22 protein-coding genes are annotated in these 24,363 nt (G+C 63.4%); 18 read left to right on the plus strand and 4 right to left on the minus strand.

Annotated elements, in window-relative coordinates; genetic code table 11:
* The first annotated feature begins 5 nt into the window (after nt 1–5).
* The gene (locus X735_RS148835; protein WP_023811752.1) at nt 6–2,189 is read left to right on the plus strand and encodes a primosomal protein N'; all 2,184 of its coding nucleotides are present in this window, start codon (nt 6–8) and stop codon (nt 2,187–2,189) included.
* A 48-nt stretch (nt 2,190–2,237) separates the two neighbouring features.
* Here the strand turns inward: X735_RS148835 and X735_RS148830 are convergent, their stop codons facing one another.
* Nucleotides 2,238–2,483, minus strand: coding sequence for a type II toxin-antitoxin system Phd/YefM family antitoxin (locus tag X735_RS148830; RefSeq protein ID WP_023811753.1), 246 nt, complete (start codon nt 2,481–2,483; stop codon nt 2,238–2,240).
* Nucleotides 2,484–2,549: 66 nt separating this feature from the next.
* Between X735_RS148830 and X735_RS148825 the strand changes: the two genes are divergently transcribed.
* From X735_RS148825 to X735_RS148795, 7 genes are all read left to right on the plus strand, one after another.
* The gene (locus X735_RS148825; protein WP_023811754.1) at nt 2,550–3,245 is read left to right on the plus strand and encodes an aspartate/glutamate racemase family protein; all 696 of its coding nucleotides are present in this window, start codon (nt 2,550–2,552) and stop codon (nt 3,243–3,245) included.
* Nucleotides 3,246–3,339: 94 nt separating this feature from the next.
* On the plus strand, nt 3,340–3,735 hold the full coding sequence (locus X735_RS148820; protein ID WP_013529034.1) for a DUF4345 family protein: 396 nt from the start codon (nt 3,340–3,342) through the stop codon (nt 3,733–3,735).
* Nucleotides 3,736–3,981: 246 nt separating this feature from the next.
* The gene (locus tag X735_RS148815) at nt 3,982–4,542 is read left to right on the plus strand and encodes a F0F1 ATP synthase subunit delta (protein ID WP_023811755.1); all 561 of its coding nucleotides are present in this window, start codon (nt 3,982–3,984) and stop codon (nt 4,540–4,542) included.
* A complete protein-coding gene (atpA, locus tag X735_RS148810; RefSeq protein WP_023811756.1) occupies nt 4,542–6,071 on the plus strand; it encodes a F0F1 ATP synthase subunit alpha in 1,530 nt (509 codons plus the stop codon). Before X735_RS148815 ends, atpA begins: the two co-directional genes overlap by 1 nt.
* A gap of 31 nt (nt 6,072–6,102) precedes the next feature.
* On the plus strand, nt 6,103–6,987 hold the full coding sequence (locus tag X735_RS148805) for a F0F1 ATP synthase subunit gamma (RefSeq protein WP_023811757.1): 885 nt from the start codon (nt 6,103–6,105) through the stop codon (nt 6,985–6,987).
* A gap of 70 nt (nt 6,988–7,057) precedes the next feature.
* Nucleotides 7,058–8,665, plus strand: coding sequence for a F0F1 ATP synthase subunit beta (gene atpD, locus X735_RS148800; RefSeq protein WP_023811758.1), 1,608 nt, complete (start codon nt 7,058–7,060; stop codon nt 8,663–8,665).
* Nucleotides 8,666–8,778: 113 nt separating this feature from the next.
* Complete coding sequence (locus X735_RS148795) at nt 8,779–9,186, plus strand: F0F1 ATP synthase subunit epsilon (protein ID WP_023811759.1); 408 nt, start codon at nt 8,779–8,781, stop codon at nt 9,184–9,186.
* 118 nt (nt 9,187–9,304) lie between these two features.
* Here the strand turns inward: X735_RS148795 and X735_RS148790 are convergent, their stop codons facing one another.
* Complete coding sequence (locus tag X735_RS148790) at nt 9,305–10,840, minus strand: mannitol dehydrogenase family protein (protein WP_023811760.1); 1,536 nt, start codon at nt 10,838–10,840, stop codon at nt 9,305–9,307.
* 143 nt (nt 10,841–10,983) lie between these two features.
* Between X735_RS148790 and uxaC the strand changes: the two genes are divergently transcribed.
* From uxaC to X735_RS148750, 8 genes are all read left to right on the plus strand, one after another.
* A complete protein-coding gene (gene uxaC, locus X735_RS148785) occupies nt 10,984–12,396 on the plus strand; it encodes a glucuronate isomerase (RefSeq protein WP_031213440.1) in 1,413 nt (470 codons plus the stop codon).
* A gap of 36 nt (nt 12,397–12,432) precedes the next feature.
* On the plus strand, nt 12,433–13,410 hold the full coding sequence (locus tag X735_RS148780) for a TRAP transporter substrate-binding protein (RefSeq protein WP_023811762.1): 978 nt from the start codon (nt 12,433–12,435) through the stop codon (nt 13,408–13,410).
* 101 nt (nt 13,411–13,511) lie between these two features.
* Nucleotides 13,512–14,042 carry a TRAP transporter small permease gene (locus X735_RS148775; RefSeq protein WP_031213442.1) on the plus strand — a complete coding sequence of 177 codons (531 nt, stop codon included), beginning with the start codon at nt 13,512–13,514 and terminating at the stop codon, nt 14,040–14,042.
* A 4-nt stretch (nt 14,043–14,046) separates the two neighbouring features.
* Nucleotides 14,047–15,327 (plus strand): TRAP transporter large permease, encoded by a 1,281-nt coding sequence (locus tag X735_RS148770; RefSeq protein ID WP_023811764.1) that lies wholly within the window; start codon nt 14,047–14,049, stop codon nt 15,325–15,327.
* 8 nt (nt 15,328–15,335) lie between these two features.
* On the plus strand, nt 15,336–16,112 hold the full coding sequence (locus X735_RS148765) for a FadR/GntR family transcriptional regulator (RefSeq protein WP_023811765.1): 777 nt from the start codon (nt 15,336–15,338) through the stop codon (nt 16,110–16,112).
* Nucleotides 16,113–16,135: 23 nt separating this feature from the next.
* Complete coding sequence (gene kduI, locus X735_RS148760; protein WP_023811766.1) at nt 16,136–16,987, plus strand: 5-dehydro-4-deoxy-D-glucuronate isomerase; 852 nt, start codon at nt 16,136–16,138, stop codon at nt 16,985–16,987.
* Entirely contained in the window at nt 16,984–17,742 is a 759-nt protein-coding gene (gene kduD, locus X735_RS148755) for a 2-dehydro-3-deoxy-D-gluconate 5-dehydrogenase KduD (protein ID WP_023811767.1), read from the plus strand. The genes kduI and kduD overlap by 4 nt, the downstream gene beginning before the upstream one ends.
* A gap of 10 nt (nt 17,743–17,752) precedes the next feature.
* Entirely contained in the window at nt 17,753–18,088 is a 336-nt protein-coding gene (locus X735_RS148750; RefSeq protein WP_023811768.1) for a cupin domain-containing protein, read from the plus strand.
* A gap of 160 nt (nt 18,089–18,248) precedes the next feature.
* Here the strand turns inward: X735_RS148750 and X735_RS148745 are convergent, their stop codons facing one another.
* The gene (locus X735_RS148745; protein ID WP_023811769.1) at nt 18,249–19,670 is read right to left on the minus strand and encodes a coniferyl aldehyde dehydrogenase; all 1,422 of its coding nucleotides are present in this window, start codon (nt 19,668–19,670) and stop codon (nt 18,249–18,251) included.
* Nucleotides 19,671–20,050: 380 nt separating this feature from the next.
* On the opposite strand from X735_RS148745, the gene X735_RS148740 reads away from it, so the two are divergent.
* Both X735_RS148740 and recQ read left to right on the plus strand, forming a co-directional pair.
* Complete coding sequence (locus X735_RS148740) at nt 20,051–20,812, plus strand: sulfotransferase (RefSeq protein ID WP_023811770.1); 762 nt, start codon at nt 20,051–20,053, stop codon at nt 20,810–20,812.
* Complete coding sequence (gene recQ, locus X735_RS148735; protein WP_023811771.1) at nt 20,812–22,659, plus strand: DNA helicase RecQ; 1,848 nt, start codon at nt 20,812–20,814, stop codon at nt 22,657–22,659. The genes X735_RS148740 and recQ overlap by 1 nt, the downstream gene beginning before the upstream one ends.
* A 7-nt stretch (nt 22,660–22,666) precedes the next feature.
* Here the strand turns inward: recQ and X735_RS01000000165930 are convergent, their stop codons facing one another.
* Nucleotides 22,667–24,361 (minus strand): ADP-ribosylglycohydrolase family protein, encoded by a 1,695-nt coding sequence (locus X735_RS01000000165930; RefSeq protein ID WP_023811772.1) that lies wholly within the window; start codon nt 24,359–24,361, stop codon nt 22,667–22,669.
* Nucleotides 24,362–24,363: the final 2 nt, after the last annotated feature.

Genomic DNA, 24,363 nt, shown 5'->3' on the forward strand with positions numbered 1-24,363 from the left:
GCCTCATGATCGAAGATTCGCCCTTTGTCGCAGCCGCACCGGTGCTGGTGCCGATGCCCGCCGAACGCCCCTACACCTATGCCGTGCCGGCCGGCATGCGCGTGGTGCCGGGCTCGATCGTGCGCGTGCCGCTCGGTCCGCGCCAGGTCGCCGGCATCGTCTGGGATGGCGCGGTCGAGAAGGTCGACGCGAAAAAGCTGCGCCCCATCGAACAGGTTTTCGACTGCCCGCCGATCGACCGCGCGATGCGCCGCTTCGTCGACTGGGTGGCGCAGTACACGCTGTCGCCGCCGGGCATGGTGGCGCGCATGCTGCTCAGGGCGCCGGAGGCTTTCGACCCCGAACCGTGGATCGAGGGATTGCAGCGCACGCTTCTCGCACCCGACCGGATGACGAGCGCCAGGCAGCGCGTGCTGGAGACGGCCGAAGGCGGCCTTGCCTGGACGCGCTCCGGCCTCGCTCACGCCGCCGGCGTGTCGTCGACGGTGATCGACGGCCTGAGGGCGCAAGGCGTGTTCGAGACCGTGATGATCCCGCCGCGCCCGGTGGTGGCCGCGCCCGATCCCGCCTACGCCACACCGGAACTGATGCCGGACCAGAGCGCCGCGGCGCAGATGCTGCGCGCCAATGTCGCAGCCGGCGTGTTCAACGTCGCGCTGCTCGACGGCGTCACCGGATCAGGTAAGACGGAGGTTTATTTCGAAGCGGTGGCGGCTGCGCTCGACCAGGGCAGGCAGGTGCTGATCCTGCTGCCGGAAATCGCGCTGACGCATGCCTTTCTCGAGCGCTTCCAGCAGCGCTTCGGCGCCAAGCCGGGTGAATGGCATTCCGACCTGCCGCCGCGGATGCGCGAGCGGGTTTGGCGGCAAGTGGCGGAAGGCGGCGTGCGGGTCGTCGCCGGTGCGCGTTCGGCGCTGTTCCTGCCGTTCAAGGAGCTTGGCCTGATCGTCGTCGACGAGGAGCACGACCCTGCCTACAAGCAGGAGGACCGCGTCTTCTACAATGCGCGCGATATGGCGGTGGTGCGCGGCCATATCGGCAGCTTTCCGGTCGTGCTGGCGTCGGCGACGCCATCGGTTGAAAGCCGGGTCAATGCCAGCCAAGGTAAATACAACAGAGCGGTGCTTTCCGCTCGCTTCGCCGAGGCGGCGCTTCCGCATCTGAAGGCGGTCGACATGCGGCGCGCGCCGCCGGCGCGTGGCGGTTTCCTGTCGCCGGTGCTGCTCGACCAGATGCGCCAGACGCTGGAGAGGCAGGAGCAGTCGCTGCTGTTCCTCAACCGGCGCGGCTATGCGCCGCTGACGCTGTGCCGGGTCTGCGGCCACCGCTTCGGCTGCCCGGTCTGCTCGGCCTGGCTGGTCGAGCATCGTTTTCGCGGCCAGCTGGTCTGCCATCATTGCGGGCACAATGAGCGCCGCCCCGAAGCCTGCCCGGAATGCGGCACGCTCGATCATCTGGTCGCCTGCGGGCCAGGTGTCGAGCGGATCGCCGAAGAGGTCGTTACGCATTTTCCCGACGCGCGCACCATCGTCTTGTCGTCGGACCTGATGGGCGGCGTAAGGCGGCTGCGGCTGGAGCTGGAGGCGATCGCCGATGGCGAGGCCGACATCGTCATCGGCACGCAGCTCGTCGCCAAGGGCCACAACTTTCCCAACATGACCCTGGTCGGCGTCGTCGATGCCGATCTTGGCCTTGCCAATGGCGATCCGCGCGCCGCCGAGCGCACATTTCAGCTGCTCAGCCAGGTCACCGGCCGCGCCGGCCGCACCGGCAAGAAGAGCCTTGGCCTGCTGCAGACTTTTCAGCCCGACCACCCGGTGATGCGGGCGATCGTCTCGGGCGACGCCGAGGCGTTTTACGAACGTGAGATCGCCGAGCGCGAACGGGCCGCACTGCCGCCCTTCGGCCGGCTCGCAGGCGTCATCGTTAGTGCGGTGACGCGGGCTGAAGCCGAAGGCCATGCACGTGGCCTGCGCCGCGCCGCGCCCGAGGCGACGGATTTGTTCGTGCTCGGCCCGGCGGAGGCGCCGCTGTCACTGCTCGGCGGCCGCCATCGCTTCCGCCTGCTGATCCAGGGCGAGCGGCGCGCCGATATGCAAGGTTTTATCAGGGCCATGCTGGCCAACGGGCCAAAACAGCGCGGTTCGGTCAGGGTGCAGGTCGATATTGATCCGCAGAGCTTTTTGTGAGTTGAACGCCGCCGGCCACTCTCGGTAAATGAGCTTATAGAGAGCGGATCAAAATTCGACGTCCCTCAATGGCGATTCATTTCGCTCAAGTTCGATGCCGCCCGGATACCGAAGCAAAAAGTCCCCGAAGTTTTTCTGGCTGTCTTGCGGATAAAGCTTTCGCCCCTCAGCAACCGGAATGACCATGGCGGTCGGCTTGCCGTTTCTCGTGATAATGGTTGGCTCGCCGTTTCCTGCGGCCCCGACGATTGCCGAGAGCCCCACCTTGGCCTGCCGAAGCTCAACAGTTTTCACTGCGACCTCCTTATGCTCTCATGTGTTTATAGTATCGGGGATCGCCCAGGAAAAGGAACAGCCCTTATGAAAACCCTCGGCCTTCTGGGCGGCATGAGCTGGGAATCGACCGCCATCTACTATCGCCTGCTCAACGAGATCGTGCGCGAGCGGCTGGGCGGCTTGCATTCTGCCAAACTCCTGCTGTGGTCCTTCGATTTTGCAGAGATCGCCGAGCGGCAGCATCACGGCGACTGGGACGGCGCCGGCGTGCTTCTCGTCGAAGCAGCGCGCAAACTCGAGGCCGGCGGCGCGGAAGGTCTGCTTTTGTGCACCAACACCATGCACAGGCTGGCCGATGAGGTGCAGGCGTCGGTGTCGATCCCGCTGATCCACATCGCCGACGCCACGGCGGTGGCGGTCAAGCGCGCCGGCATGCAGCGGCCGGCGCTGCTGGCGACGCGCTTCACCATGGAGCAGGACTTCTACAAGGGCCGGCTCGCCGACAGATTTGGATTGAGCCCTGTGGTGCCGGATGCGGCCGGGCGCGACATGGTCCATCGTGTCATCTATGAGGAACTGTGCCAAGGCATCGTCAAGGAGACTTCAAAGGCGGCTTACATAGCCGAGACCGAGCGCCTGCGCCGCGAAGAGGCGGCCGACAGCGTCATCATGGGCTGCACCGAGATCACCATGCTCATCGGCCAGCAGGACTTCGACGTTCCGGTCTTCGACACAACGCGCATCCATGCCGAGGCGGCGGTCGAATTCACGCTGGGCTGACAGGCTTCCGCAAATTGCCGGACTCCATCTGGCGTCCTTTCTTTCCTTCGCTAGAATGCCCGGAATTTCAAAACAGGCATTTCGAGGGGACGAGATGGATTTTGCGCTTCCATGGCCGACGAGCCAGGGCGAATGGCTGGCCTGGTCGAGCGCCGTCTTCACCGTGCTGCTCGGTCTTTTGTTTTTTCTGGCACCTGGTCTCGCCTTCCGTGCCCTGCGCTTGCAGGTCAAGCCAGAGAAGGCTGCCGCGATCGCCGAGGGGCGCGGCAGGATGTCGGGCTTTTATCTCGGTGTCGGCCTGTGCTGTATCCTGCTGGCGCAGCCGCTGATCTACATGGCGCTCGGCTTTTCCTGGTTGTTCACCGCCTTCGGCCGGCTGCTGTCGATGATGTCTGATGGCGCCAACACGCCTTTCAATTGGGTTTCCATTGTGCTGGAATTGGTCCTGGCGGCGTTGCCGCTCGCCTTTGCCTTCGGCTTTCTGCCTTGAATCGTTGGGTATTCCGCGATGGAAGACGGGTGACTTTCCCCGGATGCGACAATAGTGCCTGAAAACCATGCGGAACGACGCATTGCGGTCTTAAAATGCCTGTGCTAGACGGCAATCGACTTTCGGCCGGGGATAGCGGAAGCCGCGCCTCCGTGCTCGAAAAAATGCAGTAAGGTCAAAGATTTAGCCAGAGTTTTTGCTCGCGCCAACAATCTACGGCCTGTCAGACAAGAGAAAAGACGGTCCGTGGCTCAATCGTCATCGCCAATCTCAGGTGTCGCAGAACGCTATGCGGGTTCGCTGTTCGAACTCGCCCTGCAGGCAAATTCCGTGGCCAAGGTCGAAGCCGACCTCAACAGTTTCGAAGCCATGCTCGCGGGCAGCGCTGATCTCAGCCGGCTGATCAATAGCCCGGTGTTCTCCAGCGAGGACCAGGCGAAGGCCATTGCGGCGATTGCCGACAAGGCGGGGATTGCCGGCCTCACTGGCAATTTCCTGCGCGTCGTCGCCCGCAACCGCCGGCTGTTCGCCATTCCCGGCATGATCAGGGCGTTCCGCCAGATATCAGCCGAACATCGTGGCGAGACCGCTGCTGAAGTGACGTCGGCGCACGAGCTGACGGCTGCCCAGCAGACCGAACTCAAGGCGGCGCTGAAGAGCGTTGCCGGCAAGGACGTGGCCATCTCCGTCACCGTCGATCCGTCGCTGCTCGGCGGGCTGGTGGTCAAGATGGGCTCGCGCCAGATCGATACGTCGCTCAAAACCAAACTCAATTCGCTCAAGCTTGCACTGAAAGAGGTCGGCTGATGGACATCCGCGCCGCGGAAATTTCCGCAATTCTGAAAGACCAGATCAAGAATTTCGGCAAGGAGGCCGAGGTCTCCGAAGTCGGACAGGTGCTGTCCGTCGGTGACGGTATCGCCCGTGTCTACGGCCTCGACAATGTCCAGGCCGGCGAAATGGTCGAATTCCCCGGCGGCATCCGCGGCATGGCGCTCAACCTCGAAGCCGACAATGTCGGCGTCGTCATCTTCGGCGCCGACCGCGACATCAAGGAAGGCGATATCGTCAAGCGCACCGGCGCGATCGTCGACGTCCCCGTCGGCCCCGGCCTGCTCGGCCGCGTTGTCGATGCGCTCGGCAATCCGATCGACGGCAAGGGTCCGATCAAGGCAGTCGAGCGCAAGCGCGTCGACGTCAAGGCGCCCGGCATCATCCCGCGCAAGTCGGTGAACGAGCCGATGTCGACCGGCCTCAAGGCCATCGATGCGTTGATCCCGGTCGGTCGCGGCCAGCGCGAGCTGGTCATCGGCGATCGCCAGACCGGCAAGACCGCCATCATCCTCGACACGATGCTCAACCAGAAGTCGGTGCACGACAACGGCCCCGAGAAGGAAAAGCTCTACTGCGTCTATGTCGCCGTCGGCCAGAAGCGCTCGACCGTCGCGCAGTTCGTCAAGGTGCTGGAAGAGCGCGGCGCGCTCGAATACTCGATCATCGTCGCCGCCACCGCTTCCGATCCGGCACCGATGCAGTTCCTGGCGCCGTTCGCTGGCGCCACCATGGGCGAATATTTCCGCGACAATGGCATGCACGCGCTGATCAGCTATGACGATCTGTCGAAGCAGGCCGTCGCCTATCGCCAGATGTCGCTGCTGCTGCGCCGCCCGCCGGGCCGCGAAGCCTATCCGGGCGACGTCTTCTACCTGCACTCGCGCCTGCTCGAGCGCGCCGCCAAGCTCAACGACGATCTGGGCGGTGGTTCGCTGACCGCGCTGCCGATCATCGAGACGCAGGCCAACGACGTGTCGGCCTACATCCCGACCAACGTGATCTCGATCACCGACGGCCAGATATTCCTCGAAACCAACCTGTTCTTCCAGGGCATCCGTCCTGCGGTGAACGTCGGCCTGTCGGTCAGCCGCGTCGGCTCGGCCGCGCAGATCAAGGCGATGAAGCAGGTTGCCGGCTCGATCAAGGGCGAGCTCGCGCAGTACCGCGAAATGGCGGCCTTCGCGCAGTTCGGCTCCGATCTCGACGCCGCCACGCAGCGCCTGCTCAACCGCGGATCGCGCCTGACCGAACTCCTGAAGCAGCCGCAGTTCTCGCCGCTGAAGACGGAAGAGCAGGTCGCGGTGATCTTCGCCGGCGTCAACGGCTATCTCGACAAGCTGCCGGTCAACCAGGTCGGCAAGTTCGAGCATGGCCTGCTCAGCCACATGCGTTCGGCCGGCAAGGACGTCCTCGATGCCATCCGCAAGGAAAAGGCGCTGTCGGACGATCTGCGCGCCAAGCTGAAGGCCGAGATCGACGCTTTCGCCAAGACCTTCGCCTGAGCGAATTGCAAGACGGGATCAGGTTTGAAGCATGCCTTCATTAAAAGACCTTCGTAACCGTATCGCCTCGGTCAAGGCGACGCAGAAGATCACCAAGGCGATGCAGATGGTCGCCGCGGCGAAGCTGCGCCGTGCGCAAGAGGCTGCGGAAGCGGCGCGCCCCTATTCGGAGCGCATGGGTTCCGTGCTGGCCAACATCACCCAGGCCATCGGCGGCGGCGGCGATGCCCCGGCGCTGATGACCGGCACCGGCAAGGATGACGTGCATCTGCTCGTCGTCTGCACCGCCGAGCGCGGCCTGTGCGGCGGCTTCAATTCGCAGATCGCCCGCCTTGCCCGCGACCATATCCGCAAGCTTTTGGCGGACGGCAAGCAGGTCAAGATCATCTGCGTCGGCAAGAAGGGTTTCGACATCCTGCGCCGCGACTATGCGTCGATGATCATCGACCGCGTCGATCTGCGCGAGGTCAAGACACTCGGCTTCGTCAATGCCGATGCGATCGCCAAGAAGGTCATCCACCTCTTCAATGAGGGCGGCTTCGACATCTGCACGCTGTTCTATTCGCAGTTCAAGTCGGTGATCAGCCAAATCCCGACCGCGCAGCAGATCATTCCGGCCGGCGTTGCTTCGGCTCCTGCCGAGGCGACGGATGGCGGCAACGCCGTCTACGAATATGAACCGGAGCCGGGCGAAATCCTCTCCGACCTCATTCCGCGCAACATCTCCGTGCAGGTTTTCCGGGCGCTGCTCGAAAATGTGGCCGGCGAAATGGGCGCCAAGATGAGCGCCATGGACAATGCGACGCGCAACGCCGGCGACATGATCAACAAGCTGTCGATCACCTATAACCGCCAGCGGCAGGCGCAGATCACCAAGGAACTGATCGAAATCATTTCGGGCGCCGAGGCGCTCTAGGCGCGGTTCGCGGGTCATCGACCCGCGATCGGACCGCGTGAGAAACAAAGGACGAAAAAGGGTAAAGACGATGGCGAAAGCAGCGACCCCCCAGAAGGCGACATCCAAGACGGCAGCCCCCAAGGCCGCAGCCGCGAAAACCGCAGCCCCCGTGAAGGCGGCAAAGGCTCCAGCAGCAGCCGCGAAGGCTGCCCCGGCCAAGGCAGCAGCGCCGGCGAAGGCCGCCGCTGCCAAGACATCGGCAGTGGCCAGCAAGGCAACCGGCGTTGCCGGCAAGGTCCGCCAGGTCATCGGCGCCGTTGTCGACGTGCAGTTCGGCGATCACCTGCCGGCGATCCTGAACGCGCTCGAGACGACCAATGTCGGTAACCGACTGGTGCTCGAAGTCGCCCAGCACCTGGGTGAAAACACCGTGCGCTGCATCGCCATGGACTCGACCGAAGGTCTGGTTCGCGGCCAGGAAGTGCGTGACACCGGCGCGCCGATCACCGTGCCGGTCGGCCCGGGCATGCTCGGCCGCATCATCAACGTCATCGGCGAGCCGGTCGACGAAGAAGGCCCGGTCGACGCGACCGAAATGCGCTCCATCCACCAGCCGGCTCCGACCTATGTCGAGCAGTCGACGGAAGCGCAGATCCTGATCACCGGCATTAAGGTGCTCGACCTGCTGGCGCCCTACGCCAAGGGCGGCAAGATCGGCCTGTTCGGCGGCGCCGGCGTCGGCAAGACCGTGCTGATCCAGGAACTGATCAACAACATCGCCAAGGCGCATGGCGGTTACTCGGTGTTCGCTGGCGTCGGCGAGCGCACCCGCGAAGGCAACGATCTCTATCACGAGTTCATCGAATCCGGCGTCAACAAGAAGGGCGGCGGCGAAGGCTCCAAGGCGGCACTCGTCTACGGCCAGATGAACGAGCCGCCGGGCGCGCGCGCCCGCGTCGGCCTGACCGGCCTGACGGTTGCGGAATATTTCCGCGACCAGGGCCAGGACGTGCTGTTCTTCGTCGACAACATCTTCCGCTTCACCCAGGCTGGCTCGGAAGTGTCGGCTCTGCTTGGCCGTATTCCTTCGGCCGTGGGCTATCAGCCGACGCTCGCCACCGACATGGGCGCGCTGCAGGAACGCATCACCACCACCACCAAGGGCTCGATCACGTCCGTGCAGGCCATCTACGTGCCCGCCGACGACTTGACCGATCCGGCGCCGGCGACCTCGTTCGCCCACCTTGACGCGACGACGACGCTCAACCGCGCCATCGCCGAAAAGGGCATCTATCCGGCCGTCGATCCGCTGGATTCGACCTCGCGCATGCTCGACCCGCTGGTCGTCGGCGACGAGCATTATGGCGTCGCGCGCCAGGTGCAGTCGATCCTCCAGCGCTACAAGTCGCTGCAGGACATCATCGCCATCCTGGGCATGGACGAGCTGTCGGAAGAGGACAAGCAAACCGTGGCCCGCGCCCGCAAGATCGAGCGCTTCCTGTCGCAGCCGTTCTTCGTCGCCGAAGTGTTCACCGGCGCGCCGGGCAAGCTGGTCGACCTCGCCGACACCATCAAGGGCTTCAAGGGCCTCTGCAACGGCGACTACGATCACCTTCCGGAAGCTGCCTTCTACATGGTCGGCGGCATCGAGGAAGCGGTCGAGAAGGCACAGCGCCTCGCGGCTGAAGCGGCTTAATTTAGGGAATAGGGAGTAGTCAGTAGTGAGTGGGGAATAGCAGCTGCGTAATGTGGACCGGTTAGGGCCACTTACTACTGCCTAGTTCCTATTCCCTACTCACTAAATTGATCATGCCTGAAGCTTTCAAGTTCGAACTGGTCTCGCCGGAGCGTCTGCTCGTTTCCGAGCAGGTCGAATCCGTCGTCATTCCCGGCGCCGAAGGCGAGATGACCGTCATGGCGCATCACGCTCCGGTCATGACCACGATCAAGCCGGGCGTCGTCACGGTGAAGACCGCGGCGGGCGGCGAAGAGCGCTATGTGGTGTTCGGCGGCTTCGCCGACATCGTTCCGGCCGGCTGCACGCTGCTGGCGGAATCGGCTGTCGCGGTGAAGGATGTCGACCGCGCCGATCTCGCGCGCCGCATCCAGGAAGCCAAGGAAGACGCCACTGATGCCAAGGACGACGAGGCTCGCAGCAAGGCGGAACAGTTCCTTAGCCAGCTCACCACGCTGGAAGGCGCCATCCTGCCGGCGTAAGGCCTGAGCGCAGACTCTGGAATTCATGCCATTGGTAGCGCGCAGGACGGGCGTTCTGTCGCGATCCTTCGCGCCTAGGGGCGCTGTCCCGCCGACATCATAACCGCGAGGCCGTAGCTCAGGCCTGCTCGCTCTGTATGCCGAGCGCGGCGAAGGCCAGAACCGGACCATCGCGCCGCAGGTGGACGAGATGGACAGCCACGAGTTCGATCAACGTCTGCCGCTCGGCATGATCCCCAGCGAAGCCGGCCAGGTCGAACACCGCGGTCACGGTTTCGTTGGCCGGCAGCTGCTCGCTCAAAAGTGCCGTCAGCGCCGCGTCGAGCGGATCGGTGAAATGTCCCGCCGGCAAGGTTTTTCCTCGCGCGGCGCAAGCGGCGATCCAGGCAGCCACCACCAGGGTTAGATGGACCAATTCAGTACCGGCTTCGAGGCATTCGATGGCGGAGGCGACGATGCGCTGCGGCAGTTTCTGGCTGCCGTCATTGGCGATCTGCGCCGTGCGATGGGCAAGTGCAGTGTTGGAAAAACGCTCCGCGAGCTCCGCAGTATAGGCGCTCGTGTCCAATCCGGCATCCTCGGGCAGGGTCGGGATGGCTTCGGCCCACAATGCATCAACGAATTGCCGGATCGCCGGGTCGGCGAAGGCGCGGTCGACGGTGGCATGACCGCTGAGCAGGCCAAGATAGGCGATGGCCGAATGCGAGCCGTTGAGCAGCCTGAGCTTCATGTCCTCGAACGGGCCGACATCGCGAACCATGGTGACGCCGAATTGTTCCCACGCGGGCCGGCCAGTCGGGAACTTATCTTCGACCACCCACTGACAAAACGGCTCGGTCATCACGGGCCAGGCATCCTCGACGCCGAGTTCTTCAGCGATCCGCACCCGATCGGCGTCAGTGGTTGCGGGCACGATGCGATCGACCATGCTGGAGGGAAACGCGACTTGTTGTGCGATGTGGTCGGCAATTCCGACATCGCTCGATTGCGCGAGCCCGGCATCTCGCAACTGGGCGAATTCGACCAACAGCCGGTGCAGCGTGGCGCCGTTGGCCGGCAAATTGTCGCAACACAGGACAGTGAAGGGCGGCGTGCCGGCGGCGCGTCGCCGGGCAAGCGCCTCGGTCAGAAAACCATGCGCTGTCTTCGGCATCCGGGGATTGGCCAGATCATGGGCGATATCGGGATGTGCGGCGTCCAATCCGCCGCCTGCCGCCCTCAGATAGGCCTTTTCAGTGATCGTCAGCGTGACGATGCGGGTGCGCGGATCGGTCAGCGCGACCAGCACCGCCCTGGGATCCTCCGGCGCCACCAGCATCACACCGATCGAACCGATGACCTGAAGCCTTTCGGTTCCACTGCTTCTGATCGCCAGCGTGTAGAGCCCGTCCTGCGGCGTGAGAGCGTCGCGCGTGTCGGTGCTGCGCAGCGAAACGCCTGTTATGCCCCAATCCGCGTCGCCTGCCGCCAGGCAATCGTCGACATAGGCTGCCTGATGGGCGCGGTGGAAGGCGCCGACACCAAGGTGCACGATGCCCGGGACGACGCGGCTGCGATCATACGCAGGTGTCGCGATCGAAGCCGGCAGCGCGCGCACCGTCTTCGTGGAAAGGCGTTCGGTCGTCGTGGTGCGACTGGTCTGGTCGGATGACATGAGTGGCCTCGGCAGGGATCGGCAAAGCGGCGTAACATTCGATTTCCTGCCACACAATGGGTCGAAAAGTCATCATACAACAATCGGATTTTTGTATGTTGACATTATTTCTTGCCGCCCCTACCGATAGTGGCCTTGGGAGGATGACCGTGACACTGACCCATGCGGATCTGCTGTTTCCCGCCGAGGCGCATTCGCGCGCGATTGCCCGTGATCTCTATGCCGGGATCAAGGACCTGCCCCTTGTCAGCCCGCATGGCCACACCGATCCGCGCTGGTATGCGCTGAACGAGCCATTCCCGGATCCGGCGCAACTGCTCATCGTCCCGGATCACTACATCTTCCGCATGCTGTTCAGCCAGGGCGTCCGCCTCGAGGATCTCGGCGTCGCGACGCTGGACGGCGCGCCTGTCGAAACCGACGGCCGGACGATCTGGCGGCGCTTTGCCGAGCACTATTATCTGTTTCGGGGCACACCGACCCGGCTGTGGTTCGACCACGTACTTGCCGATCTGTTCGGCATCGACGAACCGCTGACCGCCGCGACGGCCGACCGCCACTACGACACGATTGCAACGCTGCTGCAGTGGGAGAATTTTCGCCCGCGCGCGCTGTTCGAGCGTTTCAACATCGAGGTCATCGCGACCACGGAAGGCGCGCTCGACGATCTCAAATGGCACCAGATGATCCGCGACAGCGGCTGGCAGGGCCGTGTGGTCACCGCCTACCGGCCGGATGCCGTCGTCGATCCTGATTTCGAGGGGTTTTCACCCAATCTCGATCGGCTCGGCGAGATCACCGGCTGCGACACCGGCAGCTGGGCCGGATATCTCGACGCGCATCGCCAGCGGCGCGCCTTCTTCAAAAGCTTCGGCGCGACTTCGTCAGATCATGGCCATCCGACGGCCGAGACCGCCAATCTTTCGGATGCGGCGGCGCAAGAGCTGTTCAATCGGGTTCGCCGTGGTTCCGACGATGAGCGCGAGCGAAAACTGTTCCGCGCCCAGATGCTGACCGAGATGGCCAAGATGAGCCTCGACGATGGGCTGGTCCTGCAGATCCATCCCGGCTCCTGGCGCAACCATTCGCCCGCAATCTTCCAAAAATTCGGCCGCGACAAGGGCTTCGATATCCCGACCCGGACCGACTATGTGACGGCGCTGAAGCCGCTGCTCGACTGCGTCGGGCTGGAGCGCGACCTCACCGTCATCCTCTTCACGCTCGACGAAACCAGCTATGCGCGCGAGCTGGCTCCGCTGGCCGGCGTCTACCCGGCGCTGAAGCTCGGGCCGGCCTGGTGGTTCCACGACAGCCCGGAAGGCATGCAGCGGTTCCGCGAGATGACCACCGAGACGGCCGGCTTCTACAACACCGTCGGCTTCAATGACGATACCCGCGCCTTTCCATCGATCCCGGCACGTCACGATGTGGCGCGGCGGGTCGACTGCGCGTTCCTGGCGCGTCTCGTCGCCGAGCACAGGCTGCGCGAGGACGAGGCGCATGAGCTGGCGCGGGAACTGACCTATACGCTGGCGAAAAAGGCGTATCGGCTCTGAAGGGGCAACTCGCCCGCAATGCAAAGGGAGGAAACCATGTTGCATTTTTCAAGACTGACGGGAGCTGCGCTGCTCGCCGCCGCACTGATGGCCGGAACGGCAAGTGCCCAGACGGTTCTGCGCTCGTCCGACACCCACCCGGACGGCTATCCGACGGTCGAGGCAGTCAAATATTTCGGCGAGCTTGTAAAGGAGCGTACGGCCGGCCGCTATGCGGTCGAGCTCTATCATTCCGCGCAGCTAGGCGAAGAAAAGGACACGATCGAGCAGGTTCGCACCGGCGTGATCGACCTCAACCGCATCTCGATGGCGCCGTTCAACGGGCTCATTCCCGAAACCACTGTGCCCTCGCTGCCCTACATCTTCCGCTCGGAAGACCATATGCACAAGGTCATGGACGGGGCGGTCGGCGACCAGATCGCGGCGGCGTTCGAACAGGTCGGGCTGGTGCTGCTCGCCTTTTATGACAGTGGCGCGCGCTCCTTCTACAATTCGAAGAAACCGATCAACTCATTAGCCGATCTGGCCGGCATGAAGTTCCGCGTCATCCAGTCCGACATCTTCGTCGACATGGTGGCGGCACTCGGCGCCAACGCGACGCCGATGCCGTATGGCGAGGTGTATTCGGCGATCGAGACCGGGGTCATTGACGGCGCGGAAAACAATTTTCCGAGCTACGACACCGCCAAGCATGCGGAAGTCGCCAAGTTCTATTCGCTCGACGAGCACACTATGGTGCCGGAAGCCTTCGTCATGGCGAAGTCGAGCTGGGACAAGCTGACGCCAGAGGATCAGGCGATCTTCAAGGCGGCCGCCAAGGAGAGCGTCGCCAGGCAGCGCGAGCTGTGGACCGCCAAGGTCAAGGAATCGCGCGCCAAAGTCGAAGCGGCCGGTTCGCAGATCACGACGCCGGACAAGCAGCCCTTCATCGACGCCATGGGTCCGGTCTACGAGAAGCACGTCAAGGACGACAAGCTGAAGGCCATGGTCGAAGCCATTAAGGCCGTGCAGTGATCAAGCGGCGGCGCGGGCATTCCGCGCCGCCATCCCCCTTGCGGAGAGAACCGGTGACCTCCAGCCCAGAACATAGACTGCCCCTGTCCGGCGTCGCGCGCATGATGTCGCGCGTCAGCACAGCGGCGCTATGGGTCGCAGGCATCGGGCTGGTGCTGATGACCGCCTTCGTCGCCTGGCAGGTGTTCGGTCGTTATGTCCTGAACCGCTCGCCAAGCTGGACCGAGCAGGGCTCGGTGATGCTGATGAGCTGGTTCATTTTCCTCGGCGCTGCCGTCGGGGTGCGCGAGAACTATCACCTCGGCTTCGACGTCCTGCTCTACGTGCTGCCCAAAGGCGGCAAGCGTTGGCTGCGGATGATCTCGGACCTCGTCGCGCTCGCCTTCGGCATCGGTATGATCTGGTATGGCAGCCAACTGGTCGCATTGACCTGGGGCGCTACCTTGCCGTCGCTCGGCATATCGGGGGGCTGGGACTACGTCCCGCTGGTCGCGGGAGGCGTGCTCGTCGCGCTCTTCACGCTGGAGCGCATCGTGCTTCGTCTCTCCGGTGCGCCGATCGACGATGTGCTCGATGAACTGCCGCCGGCGGAAGTCGCAACCGAACTCGACACGGCGAACGTGAAGGTCTGACGCCATGGAACTCTGGATCCTCTTCGGCGTCTTCACCCTTCTGATGCTTATAGGCACGCCGATCGCTTTCTGCCTCGGCGTCGCAAGCTTTGCCACCGTCCTCTACATGGGCCTGCCGCCGCTCATCGTGTTCCAGCGCCTGAATTCCGGCATGAGCGTCTTTTCGCTGCTGGCCATTCCCTTCTTCATCTATGCCGGCGACTTGATGGTGCGCGGCGGCATCGCCAGCAAGATCGTTGCCTTCGCCGGCTCGCTCGTTGGCCATTTGCGCGGCGGCCTCGGGCAGGTCAACATTGCGACCGCTACACTGTTCGGCGGCATTTCGGGCTCCGCGGTGGCCGAGGCAGCGGCGGTCGGCGGCTTGATGATCCCGCAGATGAAGGCGCGTGGATATGGAGCGGATTACGCAGTCAACGTCACGTCGATGGCGGCGCTGATCGCGCTGCTCCTGCCGCCGTCGCACAACATGATCATCTACTCGATCTCGGCAGGTGGAAAGATCTCCATCGCCGACCTGTTCACGGCCGGCATCATTCCGGGCCTGCTGTTGGCCCTGTCGCTGATGATCACCGCCTATTTCGTGGCGCGCTCCCGCGGCTATCCGACCGAGCCGTTTCCGGGCTTCACCGCCGTCGCGCATCTCTTCGCTGTCGCGGTGCCCGGCCTGCTGCTGATCGCGATCATCTTCGGTGGCGTACGATCGGGCGTTTTCACGGCGACCGAGAGTTCCTGCGTCGCGGTCATCTATGCGTTGCTCGTTACTGTCTTCGTTTACCGGCAGATGACTTGGGAAGGTTTCGTTCATGCTACCCATGGTGCCGTGCGCACCACGGCCATGGTGCTGCTCATCATCGGCATGGCGGCGGCGTTCTCGTGGTTGATGGCCTTCCTGAAAGTGCCGGCAGCGCTCATAGCCTCCATGAACGCGATCTCGGAGGATCCGCTGGTCGTGCTTCTCCTGCTCAACGTCTTGATGCTGTTCCTCGGCACCTTCATGGATATGGGGCCGACGATTATCATCTGCACGCCGATCTTCCTGCCCGTGGCGCAAGCCTACGGCGTCGACCCGGTGCATTTTGGCGTCATCATGATCCTCAACTTCGGCATCGGGCTGAATACGCCGCCGGTGGGCGCTGTGCAGTTCGTGGCGTGCGCAGTGGGCAAGATATCCGTCTGGGAAGCGATGCGCTCGATCTGGCCGTTCTATGGGGCCGGGCTCGTGGTACTGGGGCTCGTCACTTACATTCCGGCCATTTCGCTCTGGTTGCCGAGCGTGTTCAAATAGGGGGCGACATGGCATCGGACACCGCAACCGACCTCAGGGTCGAGAGAAAACCCAAGCTGTCGGAGACCGTCGTCGCGGCGATCCGCAAGCAGCTGCAGGCGGGCGAGATCCTGCCCGGCCATAAATTGCCGACCGAAGGCCAACTGACCGAAACCTTCGGCGTCAGCCGCACCGTCATCCGCGAGGCGCTGGCCAAGCTTGCCGCCGACGGGCTGGTCGAACCGCGCCAGGGCGCCGGCGTCTTCGTCACAGAGCACATCTCGACAATGTTCGGCGCGCTGGCCGCCGACATGGGCAGCAAGGATTCGATCGCACTCAACGTGCTCGAAGTGCGGCTGGCGATCGAGATCGAATCGGCCGGGCTCGCCGCCATCCGTCGCAACGCCGCGCAGGAGGCGGCGATCCAGGAAGCCTTCTTCGAATTCGAGCGGCTGCTGCTTGCCAGCGAGCCGACCGGTCCGGCCGACCTCGCCTTCCATCGCGCCATCGCCAGCGCAACCAGCAACCCCTTCTATGTCGAGATGCTCGACGTGCTCGGCCGGCGCGCCATCCCGTGCGACGTGACTTCGCCCTGGTCGACCGAACTGGCGCAATCCGACAGCTATCAGCGCGGGCTCCAGCGCGAGCATCTGGTGATCCTCAACGCCATTACCTCTGGCGATGCCGAGGCCGCGCGCGAGGCGATGCGCGCGCACCTCACCGCCAGCCAGCAGCGTTACCGCGAGCGGCTGCATGCACGTCAGGCTTTTTATTCCAGTTCGGTCAAGGCCGCCGCCGGCAAATGACCCGTTTCAAGTCAGGACCGACAATGAACCAGAGCCATACCGACTACACCTCGCGATTTGCCATTGACCCGGCTGCCGCCGCGGCAATGGGCACCGATGAGCTGCGTCACAACTTCCACATTGACGGCCTGTTCCAGCCTGGCCGCATCAGCCTGACCTACACTCACTACGACCGCATGATCGTCGGCGGCGCCGTGCCGACTGGCGCACCGCTTCAACTGGAAGCGATCAAGCCGACCGGCACCAAGAACTTCCTCGACCGTCGCGAGCTGATCGCCGTCAACATCGGCGGCACGGGCGTCATCACGGCCGGCGGCCAGTCCTTCGAATTGCAGGCGCGCGACATGCTCTATCTCGGCATGGGCACCACCGACGTGTCCTTCGCCTCGGTGGACAAGACCGCGCCGGCTAAATTCTATCTGCTCAGCGCGCCTGCGCATCAGGCCTGGCCCAGCCGGCTGATCCGCATCGGCGACGCCAAGCGCCTCGATCTCGGCAGCAAGGACACCTGCAACGAGCGTTCGATCTTCCAGTTCATCCATGCCGAGGGCGTGAAGACCTGCCAGCTGGTGGTCGGCATGACTCAGTTGGCTCCAGGATCGGTGTGGAACACCATGCCATGCCATGTGCATGACCGGCGCATGGAGGCCTATCTCTATTTCGACCTGGCCGAGACGGCGCGCGTCTTCCATTTCATGGGCGAGCCTGACGAGACGCGCCATATCGTCATGAGCAATGAGGAGGCGGTGCTGTCGCCGGGATGGTCGATCCACTCCGGTGCCGGCACTTCCAATTATGCTTTCATCTGGGCGATGGCCGGCGACAATGTCGACTATACCGATGTCGACCCGGTGGCGTTGGGGGATCTGCGGTGAGCGACCCCTTCAGCCTTACCGGAAAACGTATCCTGGTCACCGGCGCCAACACTGGCATCGGCCAAGGCATCGCCGTGTGCGTCGCACGCGCCGGGGGCGCGGTGGTCGGCGTCGGCCGCTCGTCGATGGACGATACGGCAGACAAGATTGCGGCGGTGGGCGGGCAATTCGAAGCGGTGAGCGCCGACCTTGCCGACACTTCGGCCGCCGGCCTGTTGCTCGACCGGATCTGGGACGAAAGCGGTCCGCTCGACGGGCTGGTCAACAATGCCGGCATCATCCGCCGCGCCGATGCCGTCGATCTCAGAGAGGCCGATTGGGACGACGTCATGGACGTCAACCTGAAGACGGTTTTCTTGCTCTGCCAAAGCTTTGCAAGGCGTGCCTTGGCCGCTGAGCGGAAAGGCAAGATCGTCAACATCGCCTCGGTGCTGGGCTTTCAGGGCGGCATCCGTGTCGCGTCTTACACGGCCTCGAAGCATGGCGTGCTCGGCATCACCCGGCTGCTCGCCTGCGAATGGGCGCAAAAAGGCATCAACGTCAACGCCATCGCGCCGGGCTATATCGAGACCAACAACACGCAGGCGCTGCGCGCCGATCCCGACCGCAGCGCCGCCATCCTGGCGCGGATCCCGGCCGGTCGCTGGGGGGAAGCGGGCGACATTGGCGATGCCGCCGTGTTCCTGCTGGCGCCGGCGTCGAACTACATGCATGGAGCGGTGGTGCCTGTGGATGGCGGCTGGCTTGCGCGATGAGGAGACGACGATGACCACAAAGATTTTCGCGCATGCCGGCGAGGGCGCCTGGACGCCGACCCCGGACGGCAACAGGCGACGCGTTCTCCTGCATACCGACGAGTTGATGCTGGTCGAATTCGGCTTCGACAAGGGTGGCGTCGGCGCCCTGCATTCGCACCCACACGTCCAGGCTAGCTATGTCGCCGAGGGCCGCTTCGAGGTGACCATCGACGGTAGGACCGAAACCATCGAGACCGGCGGCAGCTTCATTGTGCCGTCCGGTCTGGTGCACGGCGTCAAGGCGCTGGAAGCAGGGCGGCTGGTCGACAGCTTCACGCCGCACCGGGCCGATTTCCTCGGCTAGCCAGGGAAGACCCGCACCTCAAAAGAGGCGCGGGTTGTTGCCTGGGCGCTTGTGGCGCCGCGGTACTCAAGACATCACCGCAGGATGCGAACCTGCCGCATGATGGTGAACATAGGCTTAACGCGCCGGGTGTTCGTGATGGCCGGGTATCTGCGTTCGGTCAGGTGATGTGCCGGAGCAGGCTGAAAAGCCGTTCGAACGTCTTGCCGTAGGGCGGGCGCAGCAGGCTTCCCGCGCTCAGCCGCGACTGGGTGAAAACCGGTTTCTCCTTGCTGAAGGTCCGAAATCCCCATTCGCCGTGATAGGCGCCCATGCCGCTGGCGCCGACCCCGCCGAAGGGCTGGTTTTCCTGTACCAGATGCAGCATGCAGTCGTTGATGGTGACGCCGCCGGCTATTGTCTCGTGCAGGATGCGTTGACGGTTGCCGCTGTCGCGGCCGAACCAGTAGAGCGCCAGCGGGCGGTCCGCCCCATTCACATGCGCGATTGCCTCGTCGATCCCGGTATATTCTACGATGGGCAGCACCGGCCCAAAAATCTCTTCGCGCATCAGCCGCAGGTGCGCGCCGGCATTGCGGACCAGGGTCGGCAGCAATTTCCGGCTGGTACCGCCAAGCTCCTCACTGGCCGGGTTGATTTCGGTGACATCGGCGCCGGCGTCACGCGCTTCAGTGATCATGTCGCGCAGGCGCTGGTGGTGCCGATCGCTGATGATGGCGGTATAATCGGGGTTGTCGCGCAGGGTCGGGTAGAGCTTCGCGATCGCAGTTGCGAGCTTCGCGGCGACCGCGTCTGCTCGCCCCTTCGGGACCAGAAGATAATCCGGCGCGATGCAGGTCTGCCCGGCATTCAACAGCTTGCCGTAGGCAATGCTGGATACTGCCGCGTCGAGGTCGCATGACGGATCGAAGATTGCCGGCGACTTGCCGCCGAGTTCGAGCGTGACCGGGGTCAGGTTGGCTGCCGCGGCTATCGCGACCTGGCGTCCGACCGCGGTCGAGCCGGTGAACAGCAAATGATCGAAAGGCATCGACACGAAGGCCTTTCCCATCTCCGCGTCGCCGCTGATGACGCTGAGCTCATCGGGTGCGAAATGCTCGGCAACGAGTTTGGCCAGCAGCGTTGAAAATGTCGGCGTCAGTTCGGAAGGTTTTATGAGTACGCGGTTGCCGGCGGCAAGGGCCGCGGTGACCGGCGCGACAGCGAGCTGGAAAGGATAATTCCAGGGCGACACGATGCCGACGACACCCAGTGGCTGCGGAAGGAGGCGATTTCTGCCCGGCAGGAACGGCATAGTGGTGGCGACGCGGCGTTCGCGCATCCAGCCCCTGAGGTGCGACAGCGCGTGGCGGATACCGGCGCGCACGACGAACAGTTCCGCAAGACGCGTCTCATGCGCGGAACGGCCGCCAAAGTCGGTGTCGATGGCGGTGCAGATGTCGGCTTCATGCCGCTCGGTCAACGCCAACAGGCGTTTCAGGCGATCCTTGCGGATGCCAAAGTTGGGGAAAGGCTGCGCCTCGAAGGCAGCACGCTGCAACCGAAACCGCTCGCCGAGAGCATCCTGAATGGCCTGCAGCATCGCGCCCTCCCTGACTTGTCGGGCCGAGCTTACATCGTGGTGCGTGGCGGAATCCAGCGGGGGTGCAGGTCTCGCAAGGGAAGGTGCTGCGGCGAGCCTTGGATCAATCGGTCAGCTTCCGCGTTCGCGCCGCAGGCTTTCCTTGTGCCGGCTTGTTCTGGTTGTGGTCCGGTGTCAGCTGCGCTAAGGCAAGGTGCCCATGCGGAGAGTCGTTTTGACCGGTTTCCACATCCTCTCCAATCCACGAAATTGCAGCCCGGTGTCTGCCTGATGCAGGCATCGGCGATGAGCATCTTGGCCGTGGCCCGCAGGCGGCGCGTTTCGTCCCGGGTGGCCCTGATGCAAGATCGGGTTACCGCATTGCGCCAGCGGAATTGCGGATGAAGGGCGCGCGCAGGCTTGAGGCTGCGTTTGGAGCGGCCGCGCGAAGGGTTATGCGGGAGTTTCTGCGATTCGTGCCGCTGTCTCTGAAACAGCGCATGCAAAGACGCACATACGCACGCGCAACGCCCGCCAACAGAATTTTCATTTCGGGCTGCGCGCGCAGCGGGACGACGCTGACACAGCGGCTGATGAGGTGTTTCGGGGATATTTTCGTCCATCCGCCCGAAGCGCGATACACAATGCTGGACATGCTGGATCGGCCGGAATCGAACCTCGTCGTCAAGCGCGATGCGCGCGGTTTTGCGCATCTGGCGAAGCTACCTCCCTCCATCGGCTTGATCTATTGTGTGCGCCATCCATTCGACACGCTGACAAGTTCGCATCCGCAAACACGCCACGAGCGTCGGTTCCACGTCACGCCGCATCGCTGGCTGGCCGAATACGACGCGCTGACCCGGCTGAAGAAGGCACAACCGCACCGGCAGATACTCTTTGTCCGCTACGAAGACATGATCGGCGCGCCCGATGCGCAGCAGGACAGAATCGCGCAGTCGTTCGGACTGACACCGCGCATTCGTTTCAGCGAGGATCCGGACAATCCGATCCGGGTGGCTTCGTTGAGAAAATGGGAACGGAATGAAGAATTCAGGACCTATCTCGGCGGTCTGCCCCCGGCATTTCTCGTCGGCGTCCGGCGTTTCTGCGCCGAGTTCGGCTATGACATGCCAATAAGCACGCCGACCGTGGACGCGCGGTGATGCAGGCACCGGCGGCCGTCGCGACAGAAGAGCGAGATCCCAAGCGGCGCGTCCTGAAGGACGTGTTCGGCTTTGATGATTTTCGCCCCGGCCAGGCCGATGTCATGGATGCGCTGCTGGCCGGGCGGCATGTGCTGGCCGTCATGCCGACAGGTGCGGGCAAATCGCTCTGCTACCAAGTGCCGGCACTGGTCCTGGGTGGGCTCACCATTGTCGTTTCGCCGCTGGTGGCGCTGATGCAGGATCAGGTCGCCGCCTTGCGGCTTGCCGGCGTGGCGGCCGACACGATCAATTCCTCGATCGACCGCGATGCCAATATCGCCGCATGGCGTCGCGTCGCCTCGGGCCAGACGCGCCTGCTCTATCTCGCGCCGGAGCGGCTGATGACCGAGCGCATGCTCGACGCGCTGGCCAGGCTCGATGTCAGCCTGATCGCCGTCGACGAGGCGCATTGCATCTCGCAATGGGGGCCGGCGTTCCGGCGCGAATACGAGGACCTGTCGCGTCTGCGCGGCATCTTTCCCAACGTGCCGATCATCGCGCTGACGGCAACGGCGGACGAAGGCACGCGCACCGACATCGAATCCCGGCTGTTTGCCGAGCGCGTCGAGACCCTGGTGCTGGGCTTCGACCGGCCGAACATCAAGCTTGCCATCGAGGCCAAGCAGGACAGCAAGCGACAGCTGCTGCGCTTCGTCGAGCGTCATCCCGGCCGCAGCGGCATCGTCTACTGCCTGTCGCGCAAGAAGACGGAAGAAATGGCGGCCTTCCTCGAGAAGAACGGCGTCACCGCGCTCGCCTATCATGCTGGCATGAGCAAGGAGGCGCGTGATGCGAATCAAAACGCTTTCATGACCTTGTCCGGCGTCGTCATGGTGGCGACCATCGCCTTCGGCATGGGCATCGACAAGCCTGATGTGGCCTATGTCTTCCACACCGACATGCCGGGCAGCCTCGAGGCCTACTACCAGGAAATCGGCCGCGCCGGCCGCGACGGGCGGGATGCGGAAGCGCATATGCTGTTCGGCCTTGGCGATATCCGCATGCGCAGGCTTTTTATCGACGATGAGGACGCTGCGGTGGAGCACAAACGGCGCTCGCATCGCCGGCTCGATACGCTGATCGGCTATTGCGAGACGGCGCAGTGCCGCCGCCAGGTGCTGCTTGGCTATTTCGGGGAAGAGGCTCAGCCTTGCGGCAATTGCGACACCTGCCTCGACCAGGCACCGCGCGCGGATGGCGGAGACGAGGCGCGGATCATCCTGTCGGCGATCGCCCAGAGTGGCGAACGCTTCGGTGCCGGCCATGTCATCGACATTCTGCTCGGCCATGAAACCGAGAAGGTGCTGGCCAGGAACCACCAGAGACTTGCCAGCTTCGGCAGCGGGCTGGCGCACAAGAAGGATTTTTGGCTGTCGCTGATCCGGCAACTCGTCGCCGGCGGGTTCCTGATCCCGGATCCGGCCGGCCATGGCGGGCTCGCCATCGCCGAAAAGGGCCAGGCGCTTGGCCGTGGCGAGGTGCCGTTCCATTATCGTGTCGAGGTGCGCAGCCGCGCCTTGCGCGGCAAGACGCGCTCCGGGCAGGATTTCGGGCAATCGGATGTGGACACCGGGCTGCTGGCCGCGCTGAAGACCTTGCGACTGCGGCTCGCCAAGGAGCGCCAGGTGCCGGCCTATGTGGTGTTTTCCGATCGCACCCTGATCGACATGGCAGAGCGCCGCCCAAACGACCTCGACGCCTTCGCTGAAGTGAATGGGGTTGGGGCGGCAAAGCTGAAGGAGTTTGGTGAGGTTTTTCTGAGCGCGATTGCGGATGCTCTGAATCTACGCGAAGGGGCTACCTAACAAGATACTATCGGCGGCGCATTCGAGCGAGTCTGGCTTTCGCAATGATGGCAGACAAACTTACCGTCAGGTCGATACTTCCTGTTTCATCGATGCACTGTTTAATTAGCCTTCCCAGCGTGGCGTCGTCAAAACCTGACGCGATTACCATGTCGGTCGCCTCATCGATGCCAGGGAAACCTTTGCTCGGCGCGGAAGTGCTGGCGCTCAAAAGGCGCCCCCGGCTATCCGGAGCGTTTCTATGGTCGAAAGTAAAACTATCCTGCCGCGTGTCCATGTCGCTGCGAGCGGCAGGACGGGTGCTCATGCGTGACTGGCCAGGCATTTGATCTCCTCCTACCAAAGTAGTGTTCTCTACACGCCGCTTTGCGAGAATGGTCTGGCCAAACGGTAGTTCGAACCATTGCCAGACCGCGTTTCCAGCCTGATATTCGCGGCTGCGTGGGGTCAGTGGGCCTAATCCTACAAGCGCCAAACCGCCATTATAGCGCACCACTGCGTCGGACTGGCTAGCTGGCGGTTCCCACAAGGAAACGTCCGGGTACAAGAAAGTACTTTGATCCTGCCCCAGCCTGATACGCGCCAACCTTCGGGCTTCCTTTTCGAGATAGCCGCGATCCTGGATTTCCCACGCTGGCGGCCGATCTGTTACAGCCCCCATCAGTGCGCCGGCCATAGTGGCGATCGTATCGGTGTCACTTTCCAACTCGTTCGCGGATACGGCAAGGGCGTCTTCAACGGGGCGATCTGCATAGAGCGCCGAGAGAGCGAGAGCGGCTAGAGCGGTCTTGAAGCCGGACCCCCTGAATTTATCGGACAGGCAGCCGATCCGATCAAGAAGCATGGGGTAGGCTTGGGCAGTTCGACTGGCAGCGATATCGTCGGCGATCCGCATATCCGCCAGAGCATCCTTTTGAAAATCCCTGATGGCAATTGGAAACGACTTGTTGGCTTCTCGTTCCCATGAGGGAAGCCAGAACTGGCCCAGCTCCGCGTCTTGCTCGACAATCCCAGAAAGATCGTCGAGAAGCGATATTAAGTCTCGAGCGCGTTTTATGGACGGGACAGAGCGCGATGCAAGGGTGTCCCAAAGGCACAGAGCATGAAACACAGCACCACAAAAACCATGCGGGTGCCCATGGGTCACGATGGCGTCACGAAAAACCTGTCGGATCATTTCAGGCTGTGCGCCTGCGGCTCCCCACACATGCGGCTGGATACGCATCGCGGCCCCGTTGCCGCCTCCGTTGGTATATGATTGCCGTTCGCTTCTAAAGAAGTTCGAGAACCAGTTTATACCTCTCTTCGACAGGTTCGCTGCAGCCGCCTTCGAGCCAAGTCCGGCACCCAAACTATAGCCCTGCCAAGCTGTCACTTCGATCTTGGCGAACGTCTCGACATCGAATGTCCCATTTCCCCTAATCGAACGTGACACGCTAAGCCGTAGTTGCGTATCGTCGGAGTAGGTTCCCGCAGGCAAATCAACCCGTACGCCTCCACGTCCCCCGATCGTCCGTTGCCATGCTACTGGCGCAGTCACGTGCTTTTTCCCTGTCCGATAGCGGACCCCCTCCTGGCCGCGCGACAGCTCCGTAATCCAGCCAAGCGCATCGCCGGCCGCTGCCCAGAGCGAAGAATTTATGATTGCCCGCTCATATTCGTCGTTGCGATAGGAGGCTTGCAGATTTGCTTCTTTGACCATGT

It is taken from the genome of Mesorhizobium sp. L2C084A000 (assembly GCF_000502875.1).
Lineage (GTDB): Bacteria > Pseudomonadota > Alphaproteobacteria > Rhizobiales > Rhizobiaceae > Mesorhizobium.